Below are 18,728 nucleotides of genomic sequence, written 5' to 3' on the forward strand. Positions count from 1 at the left end.
GCGTGAATTCGCCCGGGATGCCATGTATAAAATCTGCAGAAGGTTCGGGAAAACCGGCCGACACGGAAGGCGGGCAGGCCATGTGGCGACTTATCAAACTTCTGCTGTATCTCGCGGTGCTCGGGGGCATCGGGCTGGTGGGATACGCCTATCTGGCGGACCTCACGCCGGACCAGCGTCGCGTGGTCGAGCCGGTCACCCTCAACCCGGAGTGAGCCGATGCGTGCCCTGATCGCCGCCATCGCCCTCGTCCTGCCGGCGACAGGCGCAGTTGCCCAGACCGAGCAGGCGGCCCCGATTTCGGCCATCGACTGGCTCTCGCACAGCCTCGCACAACCCGCCGCCCTGGCGCCGGGCGAGGCGCCGGTGACGCAGGGAATCGTCACAGAGCCGATCTCGGTGCAACCGCTCGACATGCCCTCACCGGATGGCGTCGGCTTGCTCGCGCGCTCGGTGACGGGGCTGCCGGCCGATCTCTGGGGCAGTTCCGATCTCGACACGCTGGTCCGGCTCATCGCCGGTTTTCCGGCAGAGCCGCTGCCGGCTGTGCAGGACCAGTTCCGCCGGGTGATGCTGGCCGAACTCGACCCGCCCCTGGGCTCGACCCTGCGCGCGCCGCTGCTTCAGGCGCGGATCGACGCCCTGCTGGCCCGCGGCGCGGTAGAGGAGGCCGAAGCGCTGCTCCAGCGCGCCGCCTCGGACGCGCCCGAACTGTTCCGCCGCGCCTTCGACGTGGGCCTTCTGACGGGCCGCGAACAATCCGCCTGCGCCCACATGCGCGCGGTGCCGGGCCTCGCGCCGTCCTTCCCGGTGCGCATCTTCTGCCTGGCAAGGACCGGCGACTGGAACGCAGCGGCACTGACGCTGGAATCGGCCAAGGCGCTCGGACAGCTTTCGCCCGAGGAAGACGCGCTGCTGGCGCAGTTTCTCGACCCCGAACTCTCGGAACTCCTGCCGCCCACCGCCCGCCCGACGCGGCCGAGCCCGCTCACCTTCCGGATGCTCGAGGCGATCGGCGCACCGATGCCCACGGCGACGCTGCCGCTCGCCTTCGCGCATTCCGACCTGCGCCCCACCGCCGGCTGGAAGCCGCGCGTCGAGGCGGCCGAACGGCTCGCACGCGCAGGCGCGATCCCGCCCGGCGTGCTGGTGGCGATCTATGGCGAGCGCGCACCGGCTGCCTCCGGCGGGGTCTGGGACCGGGTCGCTTCGGTGCAGGCGCTCGGGCGCGCGCTCGAAATCGGCGATCGCGAGGTGATCTCGGAGGATCTGCCTGATGCCTGGGACCAGATGCGGGCGGCCGGGCTCGCCCTGCCCTTCGCCCGTGCCTTCGGCCCCGCGCTGGTGACGCTCGAGGCCGAGCCCGCCGATCTCGTCTTCCGGATCGGCTTGCTGTCGGATGCCTATGAGTCGGTCGCGCTCGACGCCGATCCGGACGATCCGGAAGCCGCGTTTCTCGCCGCCATCGCCCGCGGCGAACCCGGTGCGCCACCGGCGTCGCCGCTCGCGGAGGCGGTCTCCGCAGGTTTCGTCAGCCCCGCCCCTGCCCTGCCCGACGGGCTCGCCCGCCCGCTGGCGGAGGGCCGCGCCGGCGAGGCGCTGCTGCTGGCGCTCGGCGCGCTCGCGCCGGGTGCCGCGGCCGATCCCTCCGATATTGGCGGCGCGATCGCCTTTCTGCGCGCCTTCGGGCTCGAGGACATCGCCCGTCGCGCCGCGCTTCAGATCCTGCTGCTCGAGCGCCCTTCATGAGCGGGCCTGCCAGCCCGGGAATGTGGATCTCCGGCTTCCTCGACGCCCACGCCGCCGAGCTCGGCGCGGCGCGCAACACCCAGCTTGCCTATGGTCGCGACCTGAAGGATTTCCTCGATTGGCTGGCGCGTGCAGGCTCAAGCCCCGCCGAGGCCAGCCGCGAGGATATCGAGCGCTACCTGGTCTTCTGCGATGCGCAGGGGCTCGCGCGCACCACCCGCGCCCGGCGGCTCTCCTCGATCCGGCAATTCTACCGCTTCGCCTATGAAGAAGGGTGGCGGGGTGACAACCCGGCGATCCGAATCCGCAGTCCGGGGCGGGAGGCCCGGCTGCCAAAGACGCTGAGCCAGGAGGACGTCACCGCCCTGCTCGCCGCCGCCGAGGATCAGGGCCGCAACCCCGCCGACCGGCTGCGCAACCGCTGCTTGATGCAGCTCCTCTACGCCACCGGAATGCGAGTGAGCGAACTGGTCTCGTTGCCGGTCTCCGCCGCCCGCGGCGACCCGCGCATGCTGCTGGTGCGCGGCAAGGGCGACAAGGAGCGCCTCGTCCCGCTCTCGCCGCCCGCCCGGCTTGCGCTGGCAGACTGGCTCGCGGAGCGCGACGCGCGCGAGGACGCGGCCCGTGCCGAGGGCGCGGCGCCCTCCCGTTTTCTCTTTCCCTCCACCGGAAAGGCTGGCCACCTGACCCGGCACCGCTTCCACGCGCTGATCAAGGAGATCGCCGTGTCGGCCGGGATCAGCCCGGCAAAGGTGACGCCGCACCGGCTGCGCCATGCCTTTGCAACGCATCTGCTGGCCGGCGGAGCGGATCTTAGGTCGATCCAGATGCTGCTCGGCCACGCCGATATCTCGACCACCGAGATCTATACCCATGTGCTCGAGGAGCGGCTTCGGGACCTCGTGCTGAAGCATCATCCGCTGGCGAAATCCTGACGGGAGCGCCGCGCCGGCTCAGCCTGCGCGGGTCACGTCATGTGCATAGAGCCAGCCGAACCGGTCCGGCATGAGGCCCGGCGCGGCCCGTCCGATCATCCGGAGCCCGAGATGCGCAATGCCACGCACCGGCGCGCTGCTCAGGTGATAGTTCCGGGCATTGGCCGTCGCGGCGTCGACGATCCTTCGGCAGCGCGGGGCGCGGCGCCGCTCGTATTCGGCCAGTGCTGCCGCGCGGCTGTCCGCCCCGGCAAGGCTTTCGGCCAGCACCCAGGCATCCTCGAGCGCCATACAGGCCCCTTGGGCCAGGAAGGGCAATGTCGGATGCGCAGCATCGCCCGTCAGCACCACCCCGTCGCCACTCCAGCGCGGCGCGACCGCATGGGCGAAGAGTCCCCAGACCATTACCTCCTCAACCCGTTCGAGCCAGCCGCGCACCGGCGCGCCGAAACCGCCGAAGACCCGGCGAAACGCCACCGGATCGCCGGCATGGTTCCAGCCCTCGGCGGCCCAGTGTCCGGTTTCCTCGACGCCGACGAGGTTCAACAGCCGCCCGTCCCGCAGCGGATAGGCCACGAGATGCCGGCCCGGGCCCATGAAGACCTGCGCCTCCTGCGGCACCTCGCCGGGCGTGACAGGCACCAGCGCGCGCCAAGCCAGGTGACCGGTGAAGGCCGGCGCCTCGTCTCCCAGCAGCGCCGCGCGCACCCGCGAGCGAACCCCGTCGGCGGCCACCAGGAACGGCACCTCGCGCCGGCCACCGCCGGCGATCTCCAGCACCGGATGCGCGCCTTCGAGGCACAGCTTCTCGACCCGCTGACCGGTCTCGATCGCGACGCCCAGCTCGCGCGCCCCGTCGGCGAGCAGCGCTACAAGGTCGGCCCGGTGGACCAGGCCAAACCGGCCGAATCGAGAAAGGTCGAGCCGCAGCACTTCGGCGCCGCGAGCGTAGTCCCGCAGCACCGCACCCCGCGAGGCCAGCGAGATCGCCTCGAAGGCACGGCCGAGCCCGAGCGCTTCCAGCACCACGCCGGCATTGGGCGAGATCTGGAGCCCCGCCCCCACCTCGGTGATCTCCGGCGCCTGTTCGAGGACGGTGACCTGCGCGCCGCGCATCGCCAGCGCCCGAGCCGTGGCGAGCCCGGCGATTCCCGCGCCGAGAACGGTGATTTCCTGACCGATCAGATTCATGCCAGCCTCCGGATGGACGCTTCAAAACGAAAGGCGCCGGGAGAACATCCCGGCGCCTGATATCTCATCTGTCACTCCCACACGAGCATGCGGGGCGCGATCAGTCGTCGCGATGCACCTTCTCGCGGCGCTCGTGGCGTTCCTGCGCCTCGAGGCTCAGCGTGGCGATCGGGCGCGCGTCCAGCCGCTTGAGCGAGATCGGCTCACCGGTTTCCTCGCAGTAGCCGTATTCGCCGTCGCCGATCCGCCGCAGCGCCGCGTCGATCTTGCCGACGAGCTTGCGCTGACGGTCCCGCGTGCGGAGTTCGAGCGCCCGGTCGGTTTCCTCGCTGGCGCGGTCGGCGACATCGGGAATGTTGCGCGTGCTCTCCTGAAGCCCCTCGATCGTGTCGCGGCTGTCGGCCAGCAGATCCTCTTTCCAGGCGGTGAGCTTGCGCCGGAAATATTCCAACTGCCGCTCGTTCATGAACGGCTCGTCTTCAGCGGGACGGTAGTCTTCCGGTAGAAAGGTTTCCTGTTTCACCCCTGCTCCCTCTCGCATTTCAGCCTGCGTCAAGTGCCGGTCACCGTTTTCGGGCAATTCTTCGTCCATCCGGTCGTCTGTCACAGGCATCGTCTCTCCCTTGGCGCGGTGCTTACTCGAAGGATAGCGGGTTGTCACTTACAAAAAGCAAAGGCAGGCTGGTCATGCAACGGGCTCGGACCCGGCTTCAAGAACGAGACCCAAGGCTAGGAATAGCAAATGAAATTTTCGGGAACAGATTCCTACGTCGCGACCGACGACCTGAAGGTTGCCGTCAATGCCGCAGTCACGCTCGAACGCCCGCTGCTGGTCAAGGGCGAGCCCGGCACCGGCAAGACCGAACTCGCCCGCCAGGTCGCCACAGCCCTCGATCTGCCGATGATCGAATGGCACATCAAGTCTACCACGCGTGCCCAGCAGGGGCTCTATGAATACGACGCAGTGAGCCGTTTGCGCGACAGCCAGCTCGGCGACGAACGGGTCCATGACGTCGCCAATTACATCCGTCCGGGAAAGCTCTGGGAGGCTTTCGCCGCCTCCGGAAAGGTGGTGTTGCTGATCGACGAGATCGACAAGGCGGATATCGAGTTCCCCAACGACTTGCTGCAGGAGCTCGACCGGATGGAGTTCCACGTCTACGAGACCGGCGAGACGGTCCGCGCGGTGCACCGCCCCATTGTCATCATCACGTCGAACAACGAAAAGGAACTGCCCGACGCCTTCCTGCGGCGCTGCTTCTTCCACTACATCCGCTTTCCGGACATGGAGACGATGAAGGAGATCGTCGAGGTCCATCACCCCGGCATCAAGCAGTCGCTGCTCACCGCCGCGCTCACCCAGTTCTACGAGATCCGCGAGCAGCAGGGTCTGAAGAAGAAGCCCTCGACCTCGGAGGTTCTGGACTGGCTCAAGCTGCTGCTGGCCGAAGATCTTCAGGCCGAAGACCTTCGGCGCGGCGCGACAGAGGCGCTGCCGCGGCTGCATGGTGCGCTGCTGAAAAACGAGCAGGACGTGCATCTCTTCGAGCGTCTGGCCTTCATGGCGCGGCGCGGACGCTGAGCCAGGCAGAAGAGCGCGTCTTCATGGATTTGCGCGCATTTGCCGACAGGTGTTACGCCCGCTCGCTCGGCGCTGCCATCCCGGTTCAGACTCGCATGGTCTGGGTGAAATCTGACATCGGGTCAATACATTGTATGACGATGCTGAAACGGGGACCGCTGCGACGCTTTCGCAGCCTCCTCGCGCCGTCCGATCCGCGCGGCTGAGGGTTCCGTTCGCCATGACGATACGCTAGTCTCCGCCTCCAATTACGAGGACGCGGATATGAGCGGGACAATCCTGGAGCGCCTTGAAGCCAAGGGACTGCGGATGACCGGGCAGCGGCGGGTGATCGCCGAGGTTCTGGGCGAGTCGACCGACCATCCGGATGTCGAAGAGCTCTACAACCGCGCCTCAGGACACGATCCGAAGATCTCCATTGCGACCGTCTACCGAACGGTGAAGCTCTTCGAGGAAGCGGGCATTATCGACCGGCTCGAATTCGGCGACGGACGCGCGCGCTACGAGGATGCCGACCGCGACCATCACGACCACCTGATCGACATCAATTCCGGCGAGGTGATTGAGTTCTGCGACCCCGAGATCGAGGCGCTGCAGGAGAAGATCGCCGAGCGTCTGGGCTACCGGCTCAAGGGGCACCGCCTGGAACTCTACGGGGTGCCGCAGAAGAAGCGCTGAACCGAGCGCGGCGTTCGCGCGGCCGAAATCCTGACCGGCCTAGCCGGCGACCGCGGCGACGTCTGCGCCGCACGCATTCCGGCTTTTCGCGAAAGAGCGCGGGCAGCGTCGGTTTGGCGCTTTGTTATCGCCCCAAATCCGGTCTAGACGAGGGCGAAAGCCGTTTTTGACCCTCAAGGAGCTTGGTCCTGCGCATGAACAACCTGCATGGCGCGCTCCTGATGATCCTCTCGATGGGGATGTTCGCCTTCCAGGACCTGTTCATCAAGAAGGCCTCCGCCACCCTGCCCCCGGGCGCGATCCTCACGGCGATGGGCTGTCTGGGCGCGCTCATCTTTGCCGGGTTCGTGCGCGCCCGGCGCCAGTCACTTTTGCCGCGCGAGCTGTTCCGCCGGGCGATGCTGCTTCGAAACGCCGGCGAGGTGGTCGGCGCCTTCGCCTTCATCTCGGCCCTCGCGCTGGCCGATCTCGCCGCGGTTTCCGCCATCATCCAGGCGCTTCCGCTTGCCGTCACGTTGATGGCCGCGCTGTTTCTCGGCGAACCTGTCGGCTGGCGGCGGTGGTCGGCGATCTCTGTGGGATTCCTCGGCGTGCTTCTGATTGTCCGGCCCGGGACGCACGGGTTCGAGCCGGCGACGCTCCTTGCCGTGGTCGCCGTCCTCGCCCTTGGACTGCGGGACCTGGCGACTCGCATCGCGCCGCCGGCCATGAGCTCGGCGCAGATCGGCCAATGGGGCTACCTGATGATGCTCGTGGCGGGGCTGACAATGACCCTCACCGCCGATACCGCCACTCTGCCGTCCGCCCCGCTCGCCTCCTACGGTCTGCTCACGATCGCGATCCTGGTGGGAGTTGCCGGCTACTACACGATCATACAGGCGATCCGGATCTCGGAGATCTCCGCCGTCGCCCCGTTCCGCTACGCGCGGATCGTCTTCGCCCTGCTGCTCGCCGTCTTCGTCCTCGGCGAGCGGCCCGATAGCTTCACCCTGGCCGGGGCCGCGCTGATCGTCGCCTCCGGTCTCTACGCGCTTGCGCGGGAACGCGCACTTTTCTCGGGGGCCCGACAAGGGTAAGAGGTCCCCATGTTTCATGACCGACCGGAAAGGACCGTCGCAATGAGCACAATCATCGACATTCACGGACGCGAAATCCTGGACAGCCGGGGCAACCCGACCGTCGAGGTGGACGTCACCCTCGAAGACGGCACCATGGGCCGAGCCGCGGTGCCCTCCGGCGCCTCCACCGGCGTCCACGAGGCCGTCGAGAAGCGCGACGGCGACAAGTCCAAGTTCGGCGGCAAAGGCGTGAGCCAGGCCGTCGCAGCCGTCAACGGCGAGATCGCCGAGGCGCTCCTCGGCTTCGACGCCACCGACCAGGTCGGCCTCGACAGCACCATGATCGAACTCGACGGCACCGAGAACAAGGGCCGTCTCGGCGCCAACGCCATCCTCGGCGTGTCGCTGGCCACCGCCAAGGCCGCCGCGGAGTATACCGCCCAACCGCTCTACCGCTATGTCGGCGGCACCGCCGCGCGCGTCCTCCCCGTGCCGATGATGAACATCATCAACGGCGGCGAACATGCCGACAACCCGATCGACTTCCAGGAATTCATGATCATGCCGGTCTCGGCCACGTCGATCCACGACGCGGTCCGGATGGGATCAGAGATCTTCCACACGCTCAAGAAGGAGCTCTCAGCGGCCGGCTACAACACCGGCATCGGCGACGAGGGCGGTTTCGCGCCGGCACTGTCGTCGACCCGCGGCGCGCTGGACTTCGTTTTGAAATCCATCGAGTCCGCCGGCTACAAGCCGGGCGAGGACGTCTATCTCGCGCTCGATGCCGCCTCGACCGAATACTACAAGGACGGCAAATACGAGCTTGCGGGCGAGGGCCTGTCTCTGACGTCCGCGGAAAACGTCAAGTATCTCGAGGCGCTGGTTGCCGACTACCCGATCTTCTCGATCGAGGATGGCTGCGCCGAGGATGACTGGGACGGCTGGAAACTGCTGACCGACGCCCTGGGCGCCAAGGTTCAGCTCGTCGGCGACGACCTCTTCGTCACCAACCCGGCCCGCCTGTCGCGTGGTATTGCCGAAGGCGTGGCCAACTCGCTCCTCGTCAAGGTGAACCAGATCGGCTCCCTGACCGAAACGCTGGCCGCCGTCGAAATGGCGCACCGCGCGAAATACACCAACGTCATGTCGCACCGCTCGGGCGAGACCGAGGACGCCACCATCGCCGACCTCGCCGTCGCCACGAACTGCGGCCAGATCAAGACCGGCTCGATGTCGCGCTCCGACCGGATGGCGAAATACAACCAGTTGATCCGCATCGAGGAAATGCTGGGCGAATCCGCGCTCTACGCAGGGACGTCGATCCTGAAATAACGCGACTTCCGCTGTAACCGACGATCTTTGATGCCCCGCGCTGATGATGCGCGGGGCGTTTTCTTTGTGAAGCCTCCGATTGACCGGCTGCTTTTCGTTCCGGGTCTTCCGCATCGGTTGTTGCGGGCATCGCACCTCGGGCGTATCGACCGGCCAACACAGGAGTTCAGGCAATGACACCGAAAGAGTTGGTTGCCCATTGGGTGGAGCGCTTCAATTCCGGCGATGCGGCCGGTTTGGCGGAGCTCTATCACGCGGATGCCGTGAACCATCAGGTCACGCAGGAGGCGATCACCGGCCGGGACAATATCCGCGCCATGTTCGAACGGGAATTCGCGGCCGCCGAAATGGTTTGCATCGTCGAGGCCATCCACGACGCCGGAGAGGTCGTCGCTCTGGAATGGCGCGATCCTCTCGGCCTGCGGGGCTGCGGCTTCTTCACCATTCGCGACGAGCGAATTGCGTTCCAGCGTGGGTATTGGGACAAGCTATCCTTCCTTCGAATGCACGGGCTGCCGATCGAATAGCGATATCCTGATGCAATTCGCCGCGCTTGGGCGGACACCACGCCCGCTGGGCATCTGGCCATCGCTACGTTGCAAGACTGCCACAGGGACGAGAGCTGTTGTGTAACGTAGCCATTCCGCGATTTGCGACGACCTGGTTCACCTGACGTTCCCAATTTCCAAAGCGTCGTGATGCCGGTTGCTCTATCCTGTTGACGCTGCAACAGGGGATCTTGCTATGTTTCCAGCTCAGATTATCGCGCTTCTCGGCCTGAAGAGGCACCCGGAGGGCGGTTGGTATCGCGAGACATGGGTCGGGCCTGCGTCCGGTGAACGGCCTTCGGGCACCTGTATCTTCTACCTGCTCGACAGAAACGACCGCAGCCACTGGCACAAAGTCGACGCGACCGAGATCTGGCATTTCTATGCGGGCGATCCGCTGATCCTGTCGATCAGCGAGACCGAATCCGGCCCGGCCCGCGACCACCTGCTCGGCGCAAATCTCGCGGCCAGCCAGTCGCCGCAGATCATCGTGCCGGAGCTCCACTGGCAATCCGCGCGTTCTGCGGGCGACTGGTCGCTCGTCGGCTGCACTGTCTCGCCCGGTTTCCGCTTCGAGGGCTTCACTCTCGCGCCGCCGGACTTCGACATCCCACGGGCGTGACGCCGCCTGACCGCGCTTCGTCAGGCTCCGGCAGGCTCCGTCTCCGCCGTCAGTGCGGAGAGCACGCCCCGGCGCACAACCGCGCCGCATTCGGCCGCCAAAACCTTGCGCCCGGCTACAAAGGCAACTGCGATCGGCGGGTGATACTGCACCTCGACCGAGCCCTGCCGCTTCTGCCGCAGCACCTTGAGGCAATGCGAGCCGAAATCCATGTCGCCCCACCAGCCATAGAAGCGAGCATCCTCTCCCTCGGGCGCGTGGTAGACGAGGCTCACCGGCTGCACCCTGAGATCTTCCGGCAGGCTGCCGGAAAAGAACGGCTGGAACAGCGTCGGCTTGAACGGCAGCACCCTGCGCCCATCGGTGCTCGTGCCCTCGGGGAAGAGGAGCAACCGGTGGCCCGCGGCGAGCCGCGCCTCGACCTGCATCGCCTGCTCCTGTGCCTGGTTCCGGTTGCGGTCGATGAAGAGCGTGCCGGTCGCCCGGGCCAGCCAGCCGATCCCCGGCCACCTCGCCACTTCCGACTTGGAGACGAAATAGATCAGGTCCGAGGCGTTGAGGGCGAAGATGTCGAGCCAGCTCACATGGTTCGAGACCTGCGCCCCCGGACCGGTCATCGGCTCGCCATGGACGACGCGGCGGATACCCAGAAGGACAAAGGCGGTTCGGCAGACGAACCGCGTGATCGACGGCGTCCAGGGGCGGTTCTCCTCGAAGAGCGGGCGCTCCACCAGCCGGATAATCAGCAGAAGCGCCAAGCAACCGAAGATGACGACCAACAACGGAACCCCGCGTCGCAGCACGCGCAGCCAGTCGCCGGCGCCTGCCGGCGCGTGCATCGGGGGCTCGTCCTCCGACCGCCACGTCGCTTCCGAACTCATCCCCGACCGCCCGTGTAGCGCGCCCGCTGCGTCTGGGAAATTCGCTCCATGTCCATCACGAGGCAGATGTCGGTGGTGTTGAAGGGGCGATCGACAAAGGCCCCCTCGCCCACGAAGCCACCAAGCCTGAGGTAGCTCTTTATGAGCTGCGGGATCTCGCGCACGGCGCGGACACGGTCGACCGCGTCCTCGGGCAGGATATCCATTGGCGTGAAGGCTTCATCGAGCGCCCGCACCCTGAGATCGGGAGGTGCGAGATGGTGATGGTGGAGATAGGAGAGCGGCTGCGCCAACGCCGCCACATCGGTCCCGTGGAAGCTCGCCACACCGAAAAGCAGTTCGATATCCCGCTCCAGCACGTAGTCGCCAAGCCCGTTCCAGAGGTGGAACAGGGCCGCGCCGCCGCGGAAATCCGGATGCACGCAGGAGCGGCCGAGCTCCAGAAGCCGCCGCCCGCTGCGCTCCAGGGGCGTCAGGTCGTACTCGCCGGCGCAGTAGAAGCCACCCGCCGCCGGCGCGCGGTCGCCCGGCAGCAACCGGTAGACGCCGACCACATGGTCAAGTGCGGTCGCATCGCGCCGGCGGTCGACAAGGATCAGGTGGTCATAGAAGGGGTCGTATCGATCACGCTCAAGCCGGCGCTCATGGTCGACCAGCGCCCCGTCACCGGACAGTTCCTCCACGAAGACGCGGTAGCGCAACCTCTGTGCTCCCAGCATATCCTCCTCCGTCCTGGCCAGCCTGATCTCGAGATTCTGGTCGTCGATCGCCATGAGCGGTGGGAACTCTTTCCTTTGAGGGGTTCCGGGGTCTTTAGGCAAAGCGCGCTGCCTTGTCCACACTCCCCAGATCCGGCGGGTTGACCCGAGTTAATCCATTCGTAAGGTTGCGCCAGTTTCCTCATGGGAAACAAATGGTTTGATGGGGGCCGGGACCTCTCACCCGTCGTCCAGGAGGAGACCAATCACGCGACCGTCCAGGACCACCTTGCCGGCATGTTCGAAATTGACCGTGATCCTGTGTTCGGCGCGGGACTGAACCTGCCCCAGACCCCAGTCGGGCCGGTCGGGATGGCGCACCAGCATTCCCGGTTCGAGAAAGGCGTTCATATCAATCATGACGACAGTACCTTCAGGAAAGACCATTCATGTCCAGTGACGATCCGCAGGACACCCCGGATATTGCTGCCCTTGTCGGCTCACGCATCTGCCACGACCTGATCAGCCCGATCGGCGCGATCGGCAACGGGCTGGAACTGTTCTCGATGTCGGGCGGCGGCAGCGCGGAGATCGCACTGATCTCCGACTCGGTCGCCAATGCCAACGCGCGCATTCGTTTCTTCCGCGTCGCCTTCGGCCTCGCGTCGCCGGACCAGGGCCTTGCGCGCTCCGAGATCCTCGGCATCCTCAAGGATGTCTATGGCGGCACGCGGCTCCGGATCGACTGGGGCGTGGGCGCCGATTGCCGCCGTCAGGAGGTCAAGGCCGTCTTCCTCGCCCTGCAATGCCTGGAAAACGCGCTGCCCTATGGCGGCGAGATCGCGGTAAGCCGCGCAAACGGGATCTGGCACCTGACCGGCCGCAGCAAGAAGCTGAAATACGATCCGCAGATCTGGTCGGTCCTCACTGGCAGCGCGCCGGAAGGACTCGCCCCCAAGACCGTGCATTTCGCCCTGCTGCCCGATGCCGTCTGCCGCCTCGGCCGACGCATCACCCTGCATTCGGACGAGGCGTGCATCACGCTCAGCTTCTGAACGGCCTGGCCGTCTAGGGCCGCAACGTTCCGTCGCCCTCGACGAGATACTTGAAGCTCGTGAGCTGTTCCGCACCCACCGGCCCGCGGGCATGCATCTTGCCCGTGGCGATGCCGATCTCGGCGCCCATGCCGAACTCGCCGCCATCGGCAAATTGCGTCGAGGCATTGCGCATCAGGATCGCCGAGTCGATCCGCTGGAAGAAGCGCTCCGCCGCAGCGTCGTCCTCGGTTAGGATCGCCTCGGTATGGCTGGAGCCGAATTCGCGGATATGCGCGATCGCGGCGTCGATGTCGTCAACCACCTTGGCGGCTATCTTCATGTCGAGGAACTCGGTGCCGAAATCGTCGTCGGTGGCCTCGACGCTGCCGTTCAGCCCGCGCGCCCGAACCTCGACACCTGCCGCCATCAGGTCGTCCACGATCTGCTGGCCGAGCGTCTCGGCGACATCGGCATGCACGAGCAGGCATTCCGCCGCGCCGCATATCCCGGTCCGCCGGGTCTTGGCGTTGAGCACCACCGCTCGCGCCTTGTCAGGATCGGCGGCCTTGTCGACATAGACATGGCAGATTCCCTCGAGATGGGCGAAGACCGGCACCCGCGCCTCGCGCTGCACCAGCCCGACGAGCCCCTTGCCGCCGCGCGGCACGATCACGTCGATCGTCTCCGTCATCGTCAACATCTCGCGCACCGCCTCGCGGTCCCGCGTCGGCACGCGCTGGATTGCCATCTCGGGCAGGTTCGCCGCGCGCAGCCCCTCGACGAGGCAGGCATGGATCGCACCGGAGGAATGGAAGCTCTCGGAGCCGCCGCGCAGGATCACCGCGTTCCCGGCCTTGAGGCAGAGCGCGCCGGCATCCGCCGTGACGTTGGGGCGGCTCTCGTAGATCACGCCGACGACGCCGAGCGGCGTGCGCACGCGGCGGATATGCAGACCCGAGGGCATGTCCCACTCGGCGATGGTCTCGCCCACCGGGTCCTTCTGCTCTGCCACCGCCCGGAGACCGTCGACGATGCCGCGGATGCGGTCCTCGTCGAGCTTCAGCCGGTCCATCATCGCATTCGTCAGCCCCTTGTCGCGGCCGAACGCCATGTCCTTCGCGTTCGCCTCGATGATCCCGGCGCGCCGTGACCAGACGGAATCGGCCGCCGCAATCAGCGCGGCATGCTTCCGTTCGGCGGTGGCGAAGGCCAGTTCCGCGGCGGCGGCGCGGGCATTCTGGCCGATTTCGGCCATCAGGGCGGGAATGTCGGTCATGTTTTCCATGGTCTCCCCCGGGAGTCGGGTCCGGACGTCTATAGCAACAGGAACGTGCGTCTCACAACGCCATGTCGTCCCGGTGAATCAGGGCGGCGCGGCCGGGATATCCCAGAAGCTCCGCGATCTCGCCCGAGCGGTGGCCGGCGATGATCCGCGCCTCGGAGCTGGTGTAGCGGCAGAGCCCCTGCCCAAGCCGCCCCCGCGGGCCGAGGATCTCCACCGGCTCGCCGCGCCCGAAACTGCCGTCGACCAATGTCACGCCGGCCGGAAGCAGCGACTTGCCCGATGCCAGCGCCCGCGCCGCGCCGGCATCGACCGCGACGCTGCCATGCGGCTTCATCGAGGCGATCCAGCGCTTGCGGGCAACATGCGGATCGCCCTCGGCGACGAACCAAGTTGCCGGCGCGCCGAGATCGAGCGCCTGCAACGGACGCATCACCGAGCCTTCGGTTATCACCATCGCGCAGCCCGCCTTGGTCGCGGTCTTGGCAGCCATGAGCTTGGTCTTCATGCCGCCCTTGGAAAGCCCCGAGCCGGCATCGCCTGCCATCGCCTCGATCTCCGGCGTGATGCTCTCGATCACGTCGAAGCGCTGCGCATTGGGGTCCTGTGCCGGGCTGGCGGTGTAGAAGCCATCGACATCCGAGAGGAGCACGAGCTGGTCGGCGCCGACGGTCACCGCAATCTGCGCGGCGAGCCGGTCGTTGTCGCCGAACCGGATCTCGTCGGTGGCGATGGTATCGTTCTCGTTGACGATCGGCACGACGCCGAGGCCGACCAACGTCTCGAGTGTCGCCCGCGTGTTGAGATAGCGCCGGCGGTCCTCGGAATCCTCGAGCGTCACCAGAACCTGCGCCGCCCGGATGCCATGCGGCTCGAGCGCGTGACGATAGGCACGGGCAAGCTCGATCTGGCCCACCGCGGCAGCGGCCTGCGACTGTTCGAGCGGCAGATCGCCTGCCGGCAGGCTGAGCGAGGCGCGTCCAAGCGCGATCGAGCCCGAGGAGACCAGGATCACGTCCGCCCCCCGCGACTGGATATCGGCGACGTCCAGCGCCAGCATCTCCAGCCAGTCGGTCTTGAGCAGGCCGGTCTGGCGGTCCACCAGCAGGGCCGAGCCGATCTTGACCACCACCCGCCGCGCCGCCGCGATCTGGGGATGGGCCGCGCTCACGGCTGCCATGGCCCTTCCTCCTCTTCCGCCGGCGCGGCCTCGGCACGACGCCGCGCCTCGATCTCCGAGCGCAGCGCCCGAAGCACCTGCGTGAGACCTTCGCGGCTCACGCCCGACATCGCATAGACCCGTCCGCCCGAAGCCTCTTCCAGCGCCGCGATCCGTTCCGCGCGCTCTTCGTCGTCGAGCGCGTCGATCTTGTTGAGGGCCGTCACACGCGGCTTCCCTGCCAACGCCCCGCCGTATGCTTCAAGCTCGCCAATGATCGTCTGGTAATCGGCCGCGACGTCCTCCGCCGTGCCGTCGACCAGATGCAAGAGCACCGCGCAGCGCTCGACATGGCCGAGGAAGCGGTCGCCGATGCCCCGCCCCTCATGCGCTCCCTCGATCAGGCCGGGGATGTCGGCCATGACGAATTCGGCATTGTCGATACCGACAACACCCAGATTGGGATGCAGCGTGGTGAAGGGATACTCGGCGATCTTCGGCCGCGCATTCGATGTCGCGGCGAGGAAGGTCGACTTGCCGGCATTGGGCAGTCCGAGCAGCCCGGCGTCGGCGATGAGCTTGAGCCTCAGCCAGATCGTTCGTTCAATGCCCGGTTGGCCCGGGTTGGCGCGGCGCGGCGCCTGGTTGGTCGAGGTCTTGAAATGCAGGTTCCCGAAACCGCCATTGCCGCCCTTGGCCAGCACCACGCGGTCGCCCACCTTGGCAAGATCGGCCAGAACCTCGTCTTCCTCCTCGTCGAGGATCTCGGTACCGGCCGGCACCTTCAGCACAATGTCCTTGCCATCCGCCCCGGTACGCTGCCGCCCCATGCCGGGCTGGCCGTTCTTGGCGAAGAAATGCTGCTGGTAGCGGAAATCGATCAGCGTGTTGAGCCCTTCGACGGCTTCCACCACCACGTCACCACCGCGTCCGCCGTCACCGCCATCGGGCCCGCCGAACTCGATGAATTTCTCCCGCCGGAACGAGACCGCTCCACCGCCGCCGGCGCCGGACCGGATATAGACCTTCGCGAGATCGAGAAATTTCATCGGCGGGCCTCGAAGCTGGAGCGGTTCAGGCGATAGCGCGAAACGGGCCGGGGCTCAAGCTCTCCGGCCCGCCGACACCGAACCGGGTCGCGCAGGAATATATTCCCGCTTTCAGTGCGTTGTCAGAGTTTTTTCAGATAGGTCCAGGTCGGCACCGTGGCACCGCGGGCGACCGAAAAGGTCTCCGCGTCGCCGAGATACTGGAATCCGGCATTGGTCAGGATTCGCGCGGAATAGGGATTGTCCTGGAAGACTTCGGCGAAAATCGTCGCGCAATCCTGCGGGTTGGCCGCCAGCAGCGCGCCAACCGCTTCCGAGGCCAGACCGGTATGCCAGAGCGCCGGCGCCACCCAGTAGCCGATTTCGGACTGATGCGGCGCATCTTCCATCCGCTTCAACGAAATCACGCCCACGAGTTCCCCGAGGCCGCCGGAACTGCCATCGAGCGCCCAGACATCTTCTGCCCCGGTCCCTGCGATGTGGCGCGAGACGAAGGCCTCCGAGGCGCCGGGCGGCAGCGGATGCGGGATCGACCGGGTGCCGCGCGCCACGCGTTCGTCGCCCGCATAAAGCTCGAGCAGGCCCTGATCGGAGCGCTGCAGCGGCCGGAGCGTGACGCGTTCGGAACGGATGACCGGCTGTCCGGTGATCGATCTCAATTCCATGTCGTATCCCTCCTCCCGGGAAAGACCGTCTACCGCAGATCCACGATCTCGACCCGCTCCTCCCCGAGCAGGCGCGCCCTCGGTCGGGCGACGATGACAAAACAAATGGCCATCAATATGGCGACCTGCAAGACCAGCGGCGCCGGAGCGACACCGTGGAAACTCTGCATCGCCCATTCCGCGGGCCGGATCACAAGGCGAAACAGGAAGCCCGGAACGCCCATGGCAATGGCATCGGGTTGCAGCCGTTCCTGCGACAGGCGGAAGGCCAACCAGCTCAGATGCGCGAGCGATGCCCAGAACAGCGCCAAGGCAAACACGCGCAGGCCGCAGCGTCCCGTCGCGGCCTGCCAGGTCTGTCTGCGGAGGCGGATGCAATCATACATGGTCTGCCCTCTTGGCGCGTCTCCCGGAATCGCCGGGGGGACCGGCTCGCTCGCCGATCCCCCCGTGAAAATGCTTCAATGCCCGGGTATCGGCTTACTCGGCGGCCTCCTGCGTCGGAAGTACCGAGATGAACGTGCGGCCCTTGAGGCCCTTGTGGAAGGTCACGGCACCTTCGACCGTGGCGAAGATCGTGTGATCCTTGCCCTGGCCCACGCCCTCGCCCGGCCACCACTTGTTGCCGCGCTGACGGACGATGATGTTGCCGGGGATCACCGCCTCGCCGCCGTATTTCTTCACACCGAGGCGACGACCAATGGAGTCGCGACCGTTGCGGGAGGAACCGCCTGCTTTCTTGTGTGCCATATCGCTTGTCTCCTGTTACTCGGCCGCGGCCTGAGCCGCGGCTGCGCCGACGGCGGGTTTCACGCCGCTTTCGGCCGCGCCGGATTCGAGGATCTCGGTCACCCGGAGCAGCGTGAGCTGCTGGCGGTGGCCACGGGTGCGCTGCGAGCCGTGCTTGCGGCGGCGCTTGACGAAGGTGATCTTCTTGGCGTCCTTGATCTGGTCAATGACTTCGGCCTGCACGGCCGCGCCTTCGACCAGTGGTGCGCCGACCGTGGCGCCAACCATCAGAACGTCGTTGAATTGAACGGTTTCACCGGCGGAGGCCGCCAGTTTCTCGACGCGCAGAACATCGCCCTTCACGACGCGATATTGCTTGCCGCCGGTCTTGAGGACCGCAAACATGGGTCTTTCCTTTTCTCCGTCGCGTCGCTTCGGTCCCCTCTCGGGCGTTCGGCCGATCCTTCGGCACCTCGGACTGCGCGCCCTTCGTGCGGGCGTATTGCTTCTTTCCTACCGCGGCGGATCCGACGGCAGAGTGCTGCATATGCGCGAGAAGGCGCTCCACGTCAAGCGGTTGCGGTCCCGTTGGCCCCGGTTTTCCCGGCCCTGCCCGCAGGAAACGACGATTTCCCGGCTCAAAGCTCCTCGCCGCCGATGAATTGCGCTGCCGCGCGGCCCAGTTCGGTCGAGATCGTCTGGAACAGCGCATCGAAAGCGGCGAGAAGCCGGGAGTTCAACTGCTGCCCCGCGTCGCTGCGGGAGAAATCGACATAGGCCGAGAGTTCGGACTCGGTAAGCGGCTGGTAGGCGAGCGCAAGATAGGACATGAGCCATTCGCCGGTCTCGCGCCGAATCGACGGTTCCTGACGCCAGATATCCCGGAGCATGTCCTCCTCGCCGCGAAACCGATCAGGACTACCGGCACCGTTCAGCCCGATATAGAAGGCATAGGTCGCGTTGAGGGCTGCCGTAACATTGGAGTCGAGAAGGTCGTTCACCTCGACGAACTCTTCCAGCAGAGCAAGCCGCCGCCCGTCCTCGGCTTCGAGCTCCGCGAGATGGGCCCGGCCAGCCGCTTCGACCGAGGGGTCCAGCATCGCCCGGCGTGCCGCGACCTCCAGCGACACGATGCGGCGCCCGAGGTCGCTTTCGAAGAAGTCGAGCATCGGATCGATCTGCCACGGCTCCATGCCGGCGGCCATTTCATCGAGTACGATCCGCGACATGCGCTCGGTCCGGTAGAGTCCGGCGACGATTTCGGGCCAACGGCTTCGGCCACGGCCGGGAAACATCTCCTCGCCGAGGGTCGCCCCGTGCGCCAGCCCCTCGAGCCGGATGACCTCCATCAGTTCGTCCAAGGCGAGCGCCCGGGCCAGCGGCTCGATGCGCGCCCGCATCGGGTCCGAAACGGGCTCAGCAGAAGCCGCCGCGGCAAACAGCATCAGCGCGCAGAAAGCCGATAGCGATCTTTTCAGCATCGATTACTCCAACCGGCCGGCCGCGACAGATCCCGCGACCGGCGAATCC

23 protein-coding genes are annotated in these 18,728 nt (G+C 66.6%); 10 read left to right on the forward strand and 13 right to left on the reverse strand.

Annotated elements, in window-relative coordinates; all coding sequences use genetic code 11:
• Nucleotides 1–80 precede the first annotated feature (80 nt).
• The 3 genes from EU800_RS27920 to EU800_RS08980 are packed head-to-tail and all read left to right on the forward strand — an operon-like array spanning nt 81 to nt 2,684.
• Nucleotides 81–215, forward strand: coding sequence for a hypothetical protein (locus EU800_RS27920; RefSeq protein ID WP_256369763.1), 135 nt, complete (start codon nt 81–83; stop codon nt 213–215).
• A 4-nt stretch (nt 216–219) separates the two neighbouring features.
• A complete protein-coding gene (locus EU800_RS08975) occupies nt 220–1,749 on the forward strand; it encodes a hypothetical protein (RefSeq protein WP_129630726.1) in 1,530 nt (509 codons plus the stop codon).
• Nucleotides 1,746–2,684, forward strand: a complete 939-nt coding sequence (locus EU800_RS08980; protein ID WP_129630728.1) for a site-specific tyrosine recombinase XerD — start codon at nt 1,746–1,748, stop codon at nt 2,682–2,684. Before EU800_RS08975 ends, EU800_RS08980 begins: the two co-directional genes overlap by 4 nt.
• Before the next feature lie 18 nt (nt 2,685–2,702).
• On the opposite strand, the gene EU800_RS08985 is transcribed toward EU800_RS08980, so the two are convergent.
• Together EU800_RS08985 and dksA are read right to left on the reverse strand one after the other, a co-directional pair.
• Nucleotides 2,703–3,875: an FAD-dependent oxidoreductase gene (locus EU800_RS08985; RefSeq protein ID WP_129630730.1), complete on the reverse strand. Its 1,173-nt coding sequence runs from the start codon at nt 3,873–3,875 to the stop codon at nt 2,703–2,705.
• Between the two features lie 100 nt (nt 3,876–3,975).
• Entirely contained in the window at nt 3,976–4,398 is a 423-nt protein-coding gene (gene dksA / locus EU800_RS08990) for an RNA polymerase-binding protein DksA (RefSeq protein WP_129630832.1), read from the reverse strand.
• Between the two features lie 219 nt (nt 4,399–4,617).
• Here dksA and EU800_RS08995 point away from each other — a divergent pair, with 219 nt between their 5' ends.
• From EU800_RS08995 to EU800_RS09020, 6 genes are all read left to right on the forward strand, one after another.
• Nucleotides 4,618–5,457: a MoxR family ATPase gene (locus EU800_RS08995; RefSeq protein ID WP_129630732.1), complete on the forward strand. Its 840-nt coding sequence runs from the start codon at nt 4,618–4,620 to the stop codon at nt 5,455–5,457.
• Nucleotides 5,458–5,721: 264 nt separating this feature from the next.
• Nucleotides 5,722–6,135: a Fur family transcriptional regulator gene (locus tag EU800_RS09000; RefSeq protein ID WP_129630734.1), complete on the forward strand. Its 414-nt coding sequence runs from the start codon at nt 5,722–5,724 to the stop codon at nt 6,133–6,135.
• A 194-nt stretch (nt 6,136–6,329) separates the two neighbouring features.
• Nucleotides 6,330–7,211, forward strand: coding sequence for a DMT family transporter (locus tag EU800_RS09005; RefSeq protein WP_129630736.1), 882 nt, complete (start codon nt 6,330–6,332; stop codon nt 7,209–7,211).
• A gap of 42 nt (nt 7,212–7,253) precedes the next feature.
• A complete protein-coding gene (eno, locus tag EU800_RS09010; RefSeq protein WP_129630738.1) occupies nt 7,254–8,528 on the forward strand; it encodes a phosphopyruvate hydratase in 1,275 nt (424 codons plus the stop codon).
• A 173-nt stretch (nt 8,529–8,701) separates the two neighbouring features.
• Nucleotides 8,702–9,055 carry a nuclear transport factor 2 family protein gene (locus EU800_RS09015; protein ID WP_129630740.1) on the forward strand — a complete coding sequence of 118 codons (354 nt, stop codon included), beginning with the start codon at nt 8,702–8,704 and terminating at the stop codon, nt 9,053–9,055.
• A 217-nt stretch (nt 9,056–9,272) separates the two neighbouring features.
• Entirely contained in the window at nt 9,273–9,698 is a 426-nt protein-coding gene (locus EU800_RS09020) for a cupin domain-containing protein (RefSeq protein ID WP_129630742.1), read from the forward strand.
• Between the two features lie 20 nt (nt 9,699–9,718).
• Here EU800_RS09020 and EU800_RS09025 read toward each other — a convergent pair whose 3' ends face one another.
• The 3 genes from EU800_RS09025 to EU800_RS09035 form a co-directional block, all read right to left on the reverse strand.
• Complete coding sequence (locus EU800_RS09025) at nt 9,719–10,537, reverse strand: 1-acyl-sn-glycerol-3-phosphate acyltransferase (protein ID WP_129630744.1); 819 nt, start codon at nt 10,535–10,537, stop codon at nt 9,719–9,721.
• Nucleotides 10,538–10,575: 38 nt separating this feature from the next.
• Entirely contained in the window at nt 10,576–11,352 is a 777-nt protein-coding gene (locus tag EU800_RS09030; RefSeq protein WP_129630746.1) for a GNAT family N-acetyltransferase, read from the reverse strand.
• A 165-nt stretch (nt 11,353–11,517) separates the two neighbouring features.
• Complete coding sequence (locus tag EU800_RS09035; protein WP_129630834.1) at nt 11,518–11,688, reverse strand: DUF3553 domain-containing protein; 171 nt, start codon at nt 11,686–11,688, stop codon at nt 11,518–11,520.
• A 38-nt stretch (nt 11,689–11,726) separates the two neighbouring features.
• On the opposite strand from EU800_RS09035, the gene EU800_RS09040 reads away from it, so the two are divergent.
• Nucleotides 11,727–12,332, forward strand: coding sequence for a histidine phosphotransferase family protein (locus EU800_RS09040; protein ID WP_129630748.1), 606 nt, complete (start codon nt 11,727–11,729; stop codon nt 12,330–12,332).
• Between the two features lie 13 nt (nt 12,333–12,345).
• On the opposite strand, the gene EU800_RS09045 is transcribed toward EU800_RS09040, so the two are convergent.
• From EU800_RS09045 to EU800_RS09080, 8 genes are all read right to left on the reverse strand, one after another.
• Nucleotides 12,346–13,599 carry a glutamate-5-semialdehyde dehydrogenase gene (locus EU800_RS09045; RefSeq protein ID WP_129630750.1) on the reverse strand — a complete coding sequence of 418 codons (1,254 nt, stop codon included), beginning with the start codon at nt 13,597–13,599 and terminating at the stop codon, nt 12,346–12,348.
• A gap of 52 nt (nt 13,600–13,651) precedes the next feature.
• Nucleotides 13,652–14,776, reverse strand: coding sequence for a glutamate 5-kinase (proB, locus tag EU800_RS09050; protein WP_129630752.1), 1,125 nt, complete (start codon nt 14,774–14,776; stop codon nt 13,652–13,654).
• The gene (obgE, locus tag EU800_RS09055) at nt 14,764–15,804 is read right to left on the reverse strand and encodes a GTPase ObgE (RefSeq protein ID WP_129630754.1); all 1,041 of its coding nucleotides are present in this window, start codon (nt 15,802–15,804) and stop codon (nt 14,764–14,766) included. Before obgE ends, proB begins: the two co-directional genes overlap by 13 nt.
• Before the next feature lie 122 nt (nt 15,805–15,926).
• A complete protein-coding gene (locus EU800_RS09060) occupies nt 15,927–16,469 on the reverse strand; it encodes a GNAT family N-acetyltransferase (RefSeq protein ID WP_129630756.1) in 543 nt (180 codons plus the stop codon).
• 29 nt (nt 16,470–16,498) lie between these two features.
• Nucleotides 16,499–16,855 carry a hypothetical protein gene (locus tag EU800_RS09065; protein ID WP_129630758.1) on the reverse strand — a complete coding sequence of 119 codons (357 nt, stop codon included), beginning with the start codon at nt 16,853–16,855 and terminating at the stop codon, nt 16,499–16,501.
• A 94-nt stretch (nt 16,856–16,949) separates the two neighbouring features.
• The gene (rpmA, locus tag EU800_RS09070) at nt 16,950–17,219 is read right to left on the reverse strand and encodes a 50S ribosomal protein L27 (RefSeq protein WP_129630760.1); all 270 of its coding nucleotides are present in this window, start codon (nt 17,217–17,219) and stop codon (nt 16,950–16,952) included.
• Nucleotides 17,220–17,234: 15 nt separating this feature from the next.
• Entirely contained in the window at nt 17,235–17,603 is a 369-nt protein-coding gene (rplU, locus tag EU800_RS09075; RefSeq protein WP_129630762.1) for a 50S ribosomal protein L21, read from the reverse strand.
• Between the two features lie 233 nt (nt 17,604–17,836).
• A complete protein-coding gene (locus EU800_RS09080) occupies nt 17,837–18,679 on the reverse strand; it encodes a DUF2059 domain-containing protein (protein ID WP_129630764.1) in 843 nt (280 codons plus the stop codon).
• Nucleotides 18,680–18,728 lie beyond the last annotated feature (49 nt).

Source organism: Tropicimonas sp. IMCC6043 (assembly GCF_004146235.1).
In the GTDB taxonomy this organism is placed as follows: Bacteria; Pseudomonadota; Alphaproteobacteria; order Rhodobacterales; family Rhodobacteraceae; genus Tropicimonas.

Bases quoted from the DNA above. Each gene is read 5' to 3' on its own strand.
- EU800_RS27920 (WP_256369763.1), top strand. From the start codon at position 81: ATGTGGCGACTTATCAAACTTCTGCTGTATCTCGCGGTGCTCGGGGGC.
- EU800_RS08975 (WP_129630726.1), top strand. From the start codon at position 220: ATGCGTGCCCTGATCGCCGCCATCGCCCTCGTCCTGCCGGCGACAGGC.
- EU800_RS08980 (WP_129630728.1), top strand. From the start codon at position 1,746: ATGAGCGGGCCTGCCAGCCCGGGAATGTGGATCTCCGGCTTCCTCGAC.
- EU800_RS08985 (WP_129630730.1), bottom strand. From the start codon at position 3,875: ATGAATCTGATCGGTCAGGAAATCACCGTTCTCGGCGCGGGAATCGCC.
- EU800_RS08995 (WP_129630732.1), top strand. From the start codon at position 4,618: ATGAAATTTTCGGGAACAGATTCCTACGTCGCGACCGACGACCTGAAG.
- EU800_RS09000 (WP_129630734.1), top strand. From the start codon at position 5,722: ATGAGCGGGACAATCCTGGAGCGCCTTGAAGCCAAGGGACTGCGGATG.
- EU800_RS09005 (WP_129630736.1), top strand. From the start codon at position 6,330: ATGAACAACCTGCATGGCGCGCTCCTGATGATCCTCTCGATGGGGATG.
- eno (WP_129630738.1), top strand. From the start codon at position 7,254: ATGAGCACAATCATCGACATTCACGGACGCGAAATCCTGGACAGCCGG.
- EU800_RS09015 (WP_129630740.1), top strand. From the start codon at position 8,702: ATGACACCGAAAGAGTTGGTTGCCCATTGGGTGGAGCGCTTCAATTCC.
- EU800_RS09020 (WP_129630742.1), top strand. From the start codon at position 9,273: ATGTTTCCAGCTCAGATTATCGCGCTTCTCGGCCTGAAGAGGCACCCG.
- EU800_RS09025 (WP_129630744.1), bottom strand. From the start codon at position 10,537: ATGCACGCGCCGGCAGGCGCCGGCGACTGGCTGCGCGTGCTGCGACGC.
- EU800_RS09030 (WP_129630746.1), bottom strand. From the start codon at position 11,352: ATGGCGATCGACGACCAGAATCTCGAGATCAGGCTGGCCAGGACGGAG.
- EU800_RS09035 (WP_129630834.1), bottom strand. From the start codon at position 11,688: ATGAACGCCTTTCTCGAACCGGGAATGCTGGTGCGCCATCCCGACCGG.
- EU800_RS09040 (WP_129630748.1), top strand. From the start codon at position 11,727: ATGTCCAGTGACGATCCGCAGGACACCCCGGATATTGCTGCCCTTGTC.
- EU800_RS09045 (WP_129630750.1), bottom strand. From the start codon at position 13,599: ATGGAAAACATGACCGACATTCCCGCCCTGATGGCCGAAATCGGCCAG.
- proB (WP_129630752.1), bottom strand. From the start codon at position 14,776: ATGGCAGCCGTGAGCGCGGCCCATCCCCAGATCGCGGCGGCGCGGCGG.
- obgE (WP_129630754.1), bottom strand. From the start codon at position 15,804: ATGAAATTTCTCGATCTCGCGAAGGTCTATATCCGGTCCGGCGCCGGC.
- EU800_RS09060 (WP_129630756.1), bottom strand. From the start codon at position 16,469: ATGGAATTGAGATCGATCACCGGACAGCCGGTCATCCGTTCCGAACGC.
- EU800_RS09065 (WP_129630758.1), bottom strand. From the start codon at position 16,855: ATGTATGATTGCATCCGCCTCCGCAGACAGACCTGGCAGGCCGCGACG.
- rpmA (WP_129630760.1), bottom strand. From the start codon at position 17,219: ATGGCACACAAGAAAGCAGGCGGTTCCTCCCGCAACGGTCGCGACTCC.
- rplU (WP_129630762.1), bottom strand. From the start codon at position 17,603: ATGTTTGCGGTCCTCAAGACCGGCGGCAAGCAATATCGCGTCGTGAAG.
- EU800_RS09080 (WP_129630764.1), bottom strand. From the start codon at position 18,679: ATGCTGAAAAGATCGCTATCGGCTTTCTGCGCGCTGATGCTGTTTGCC.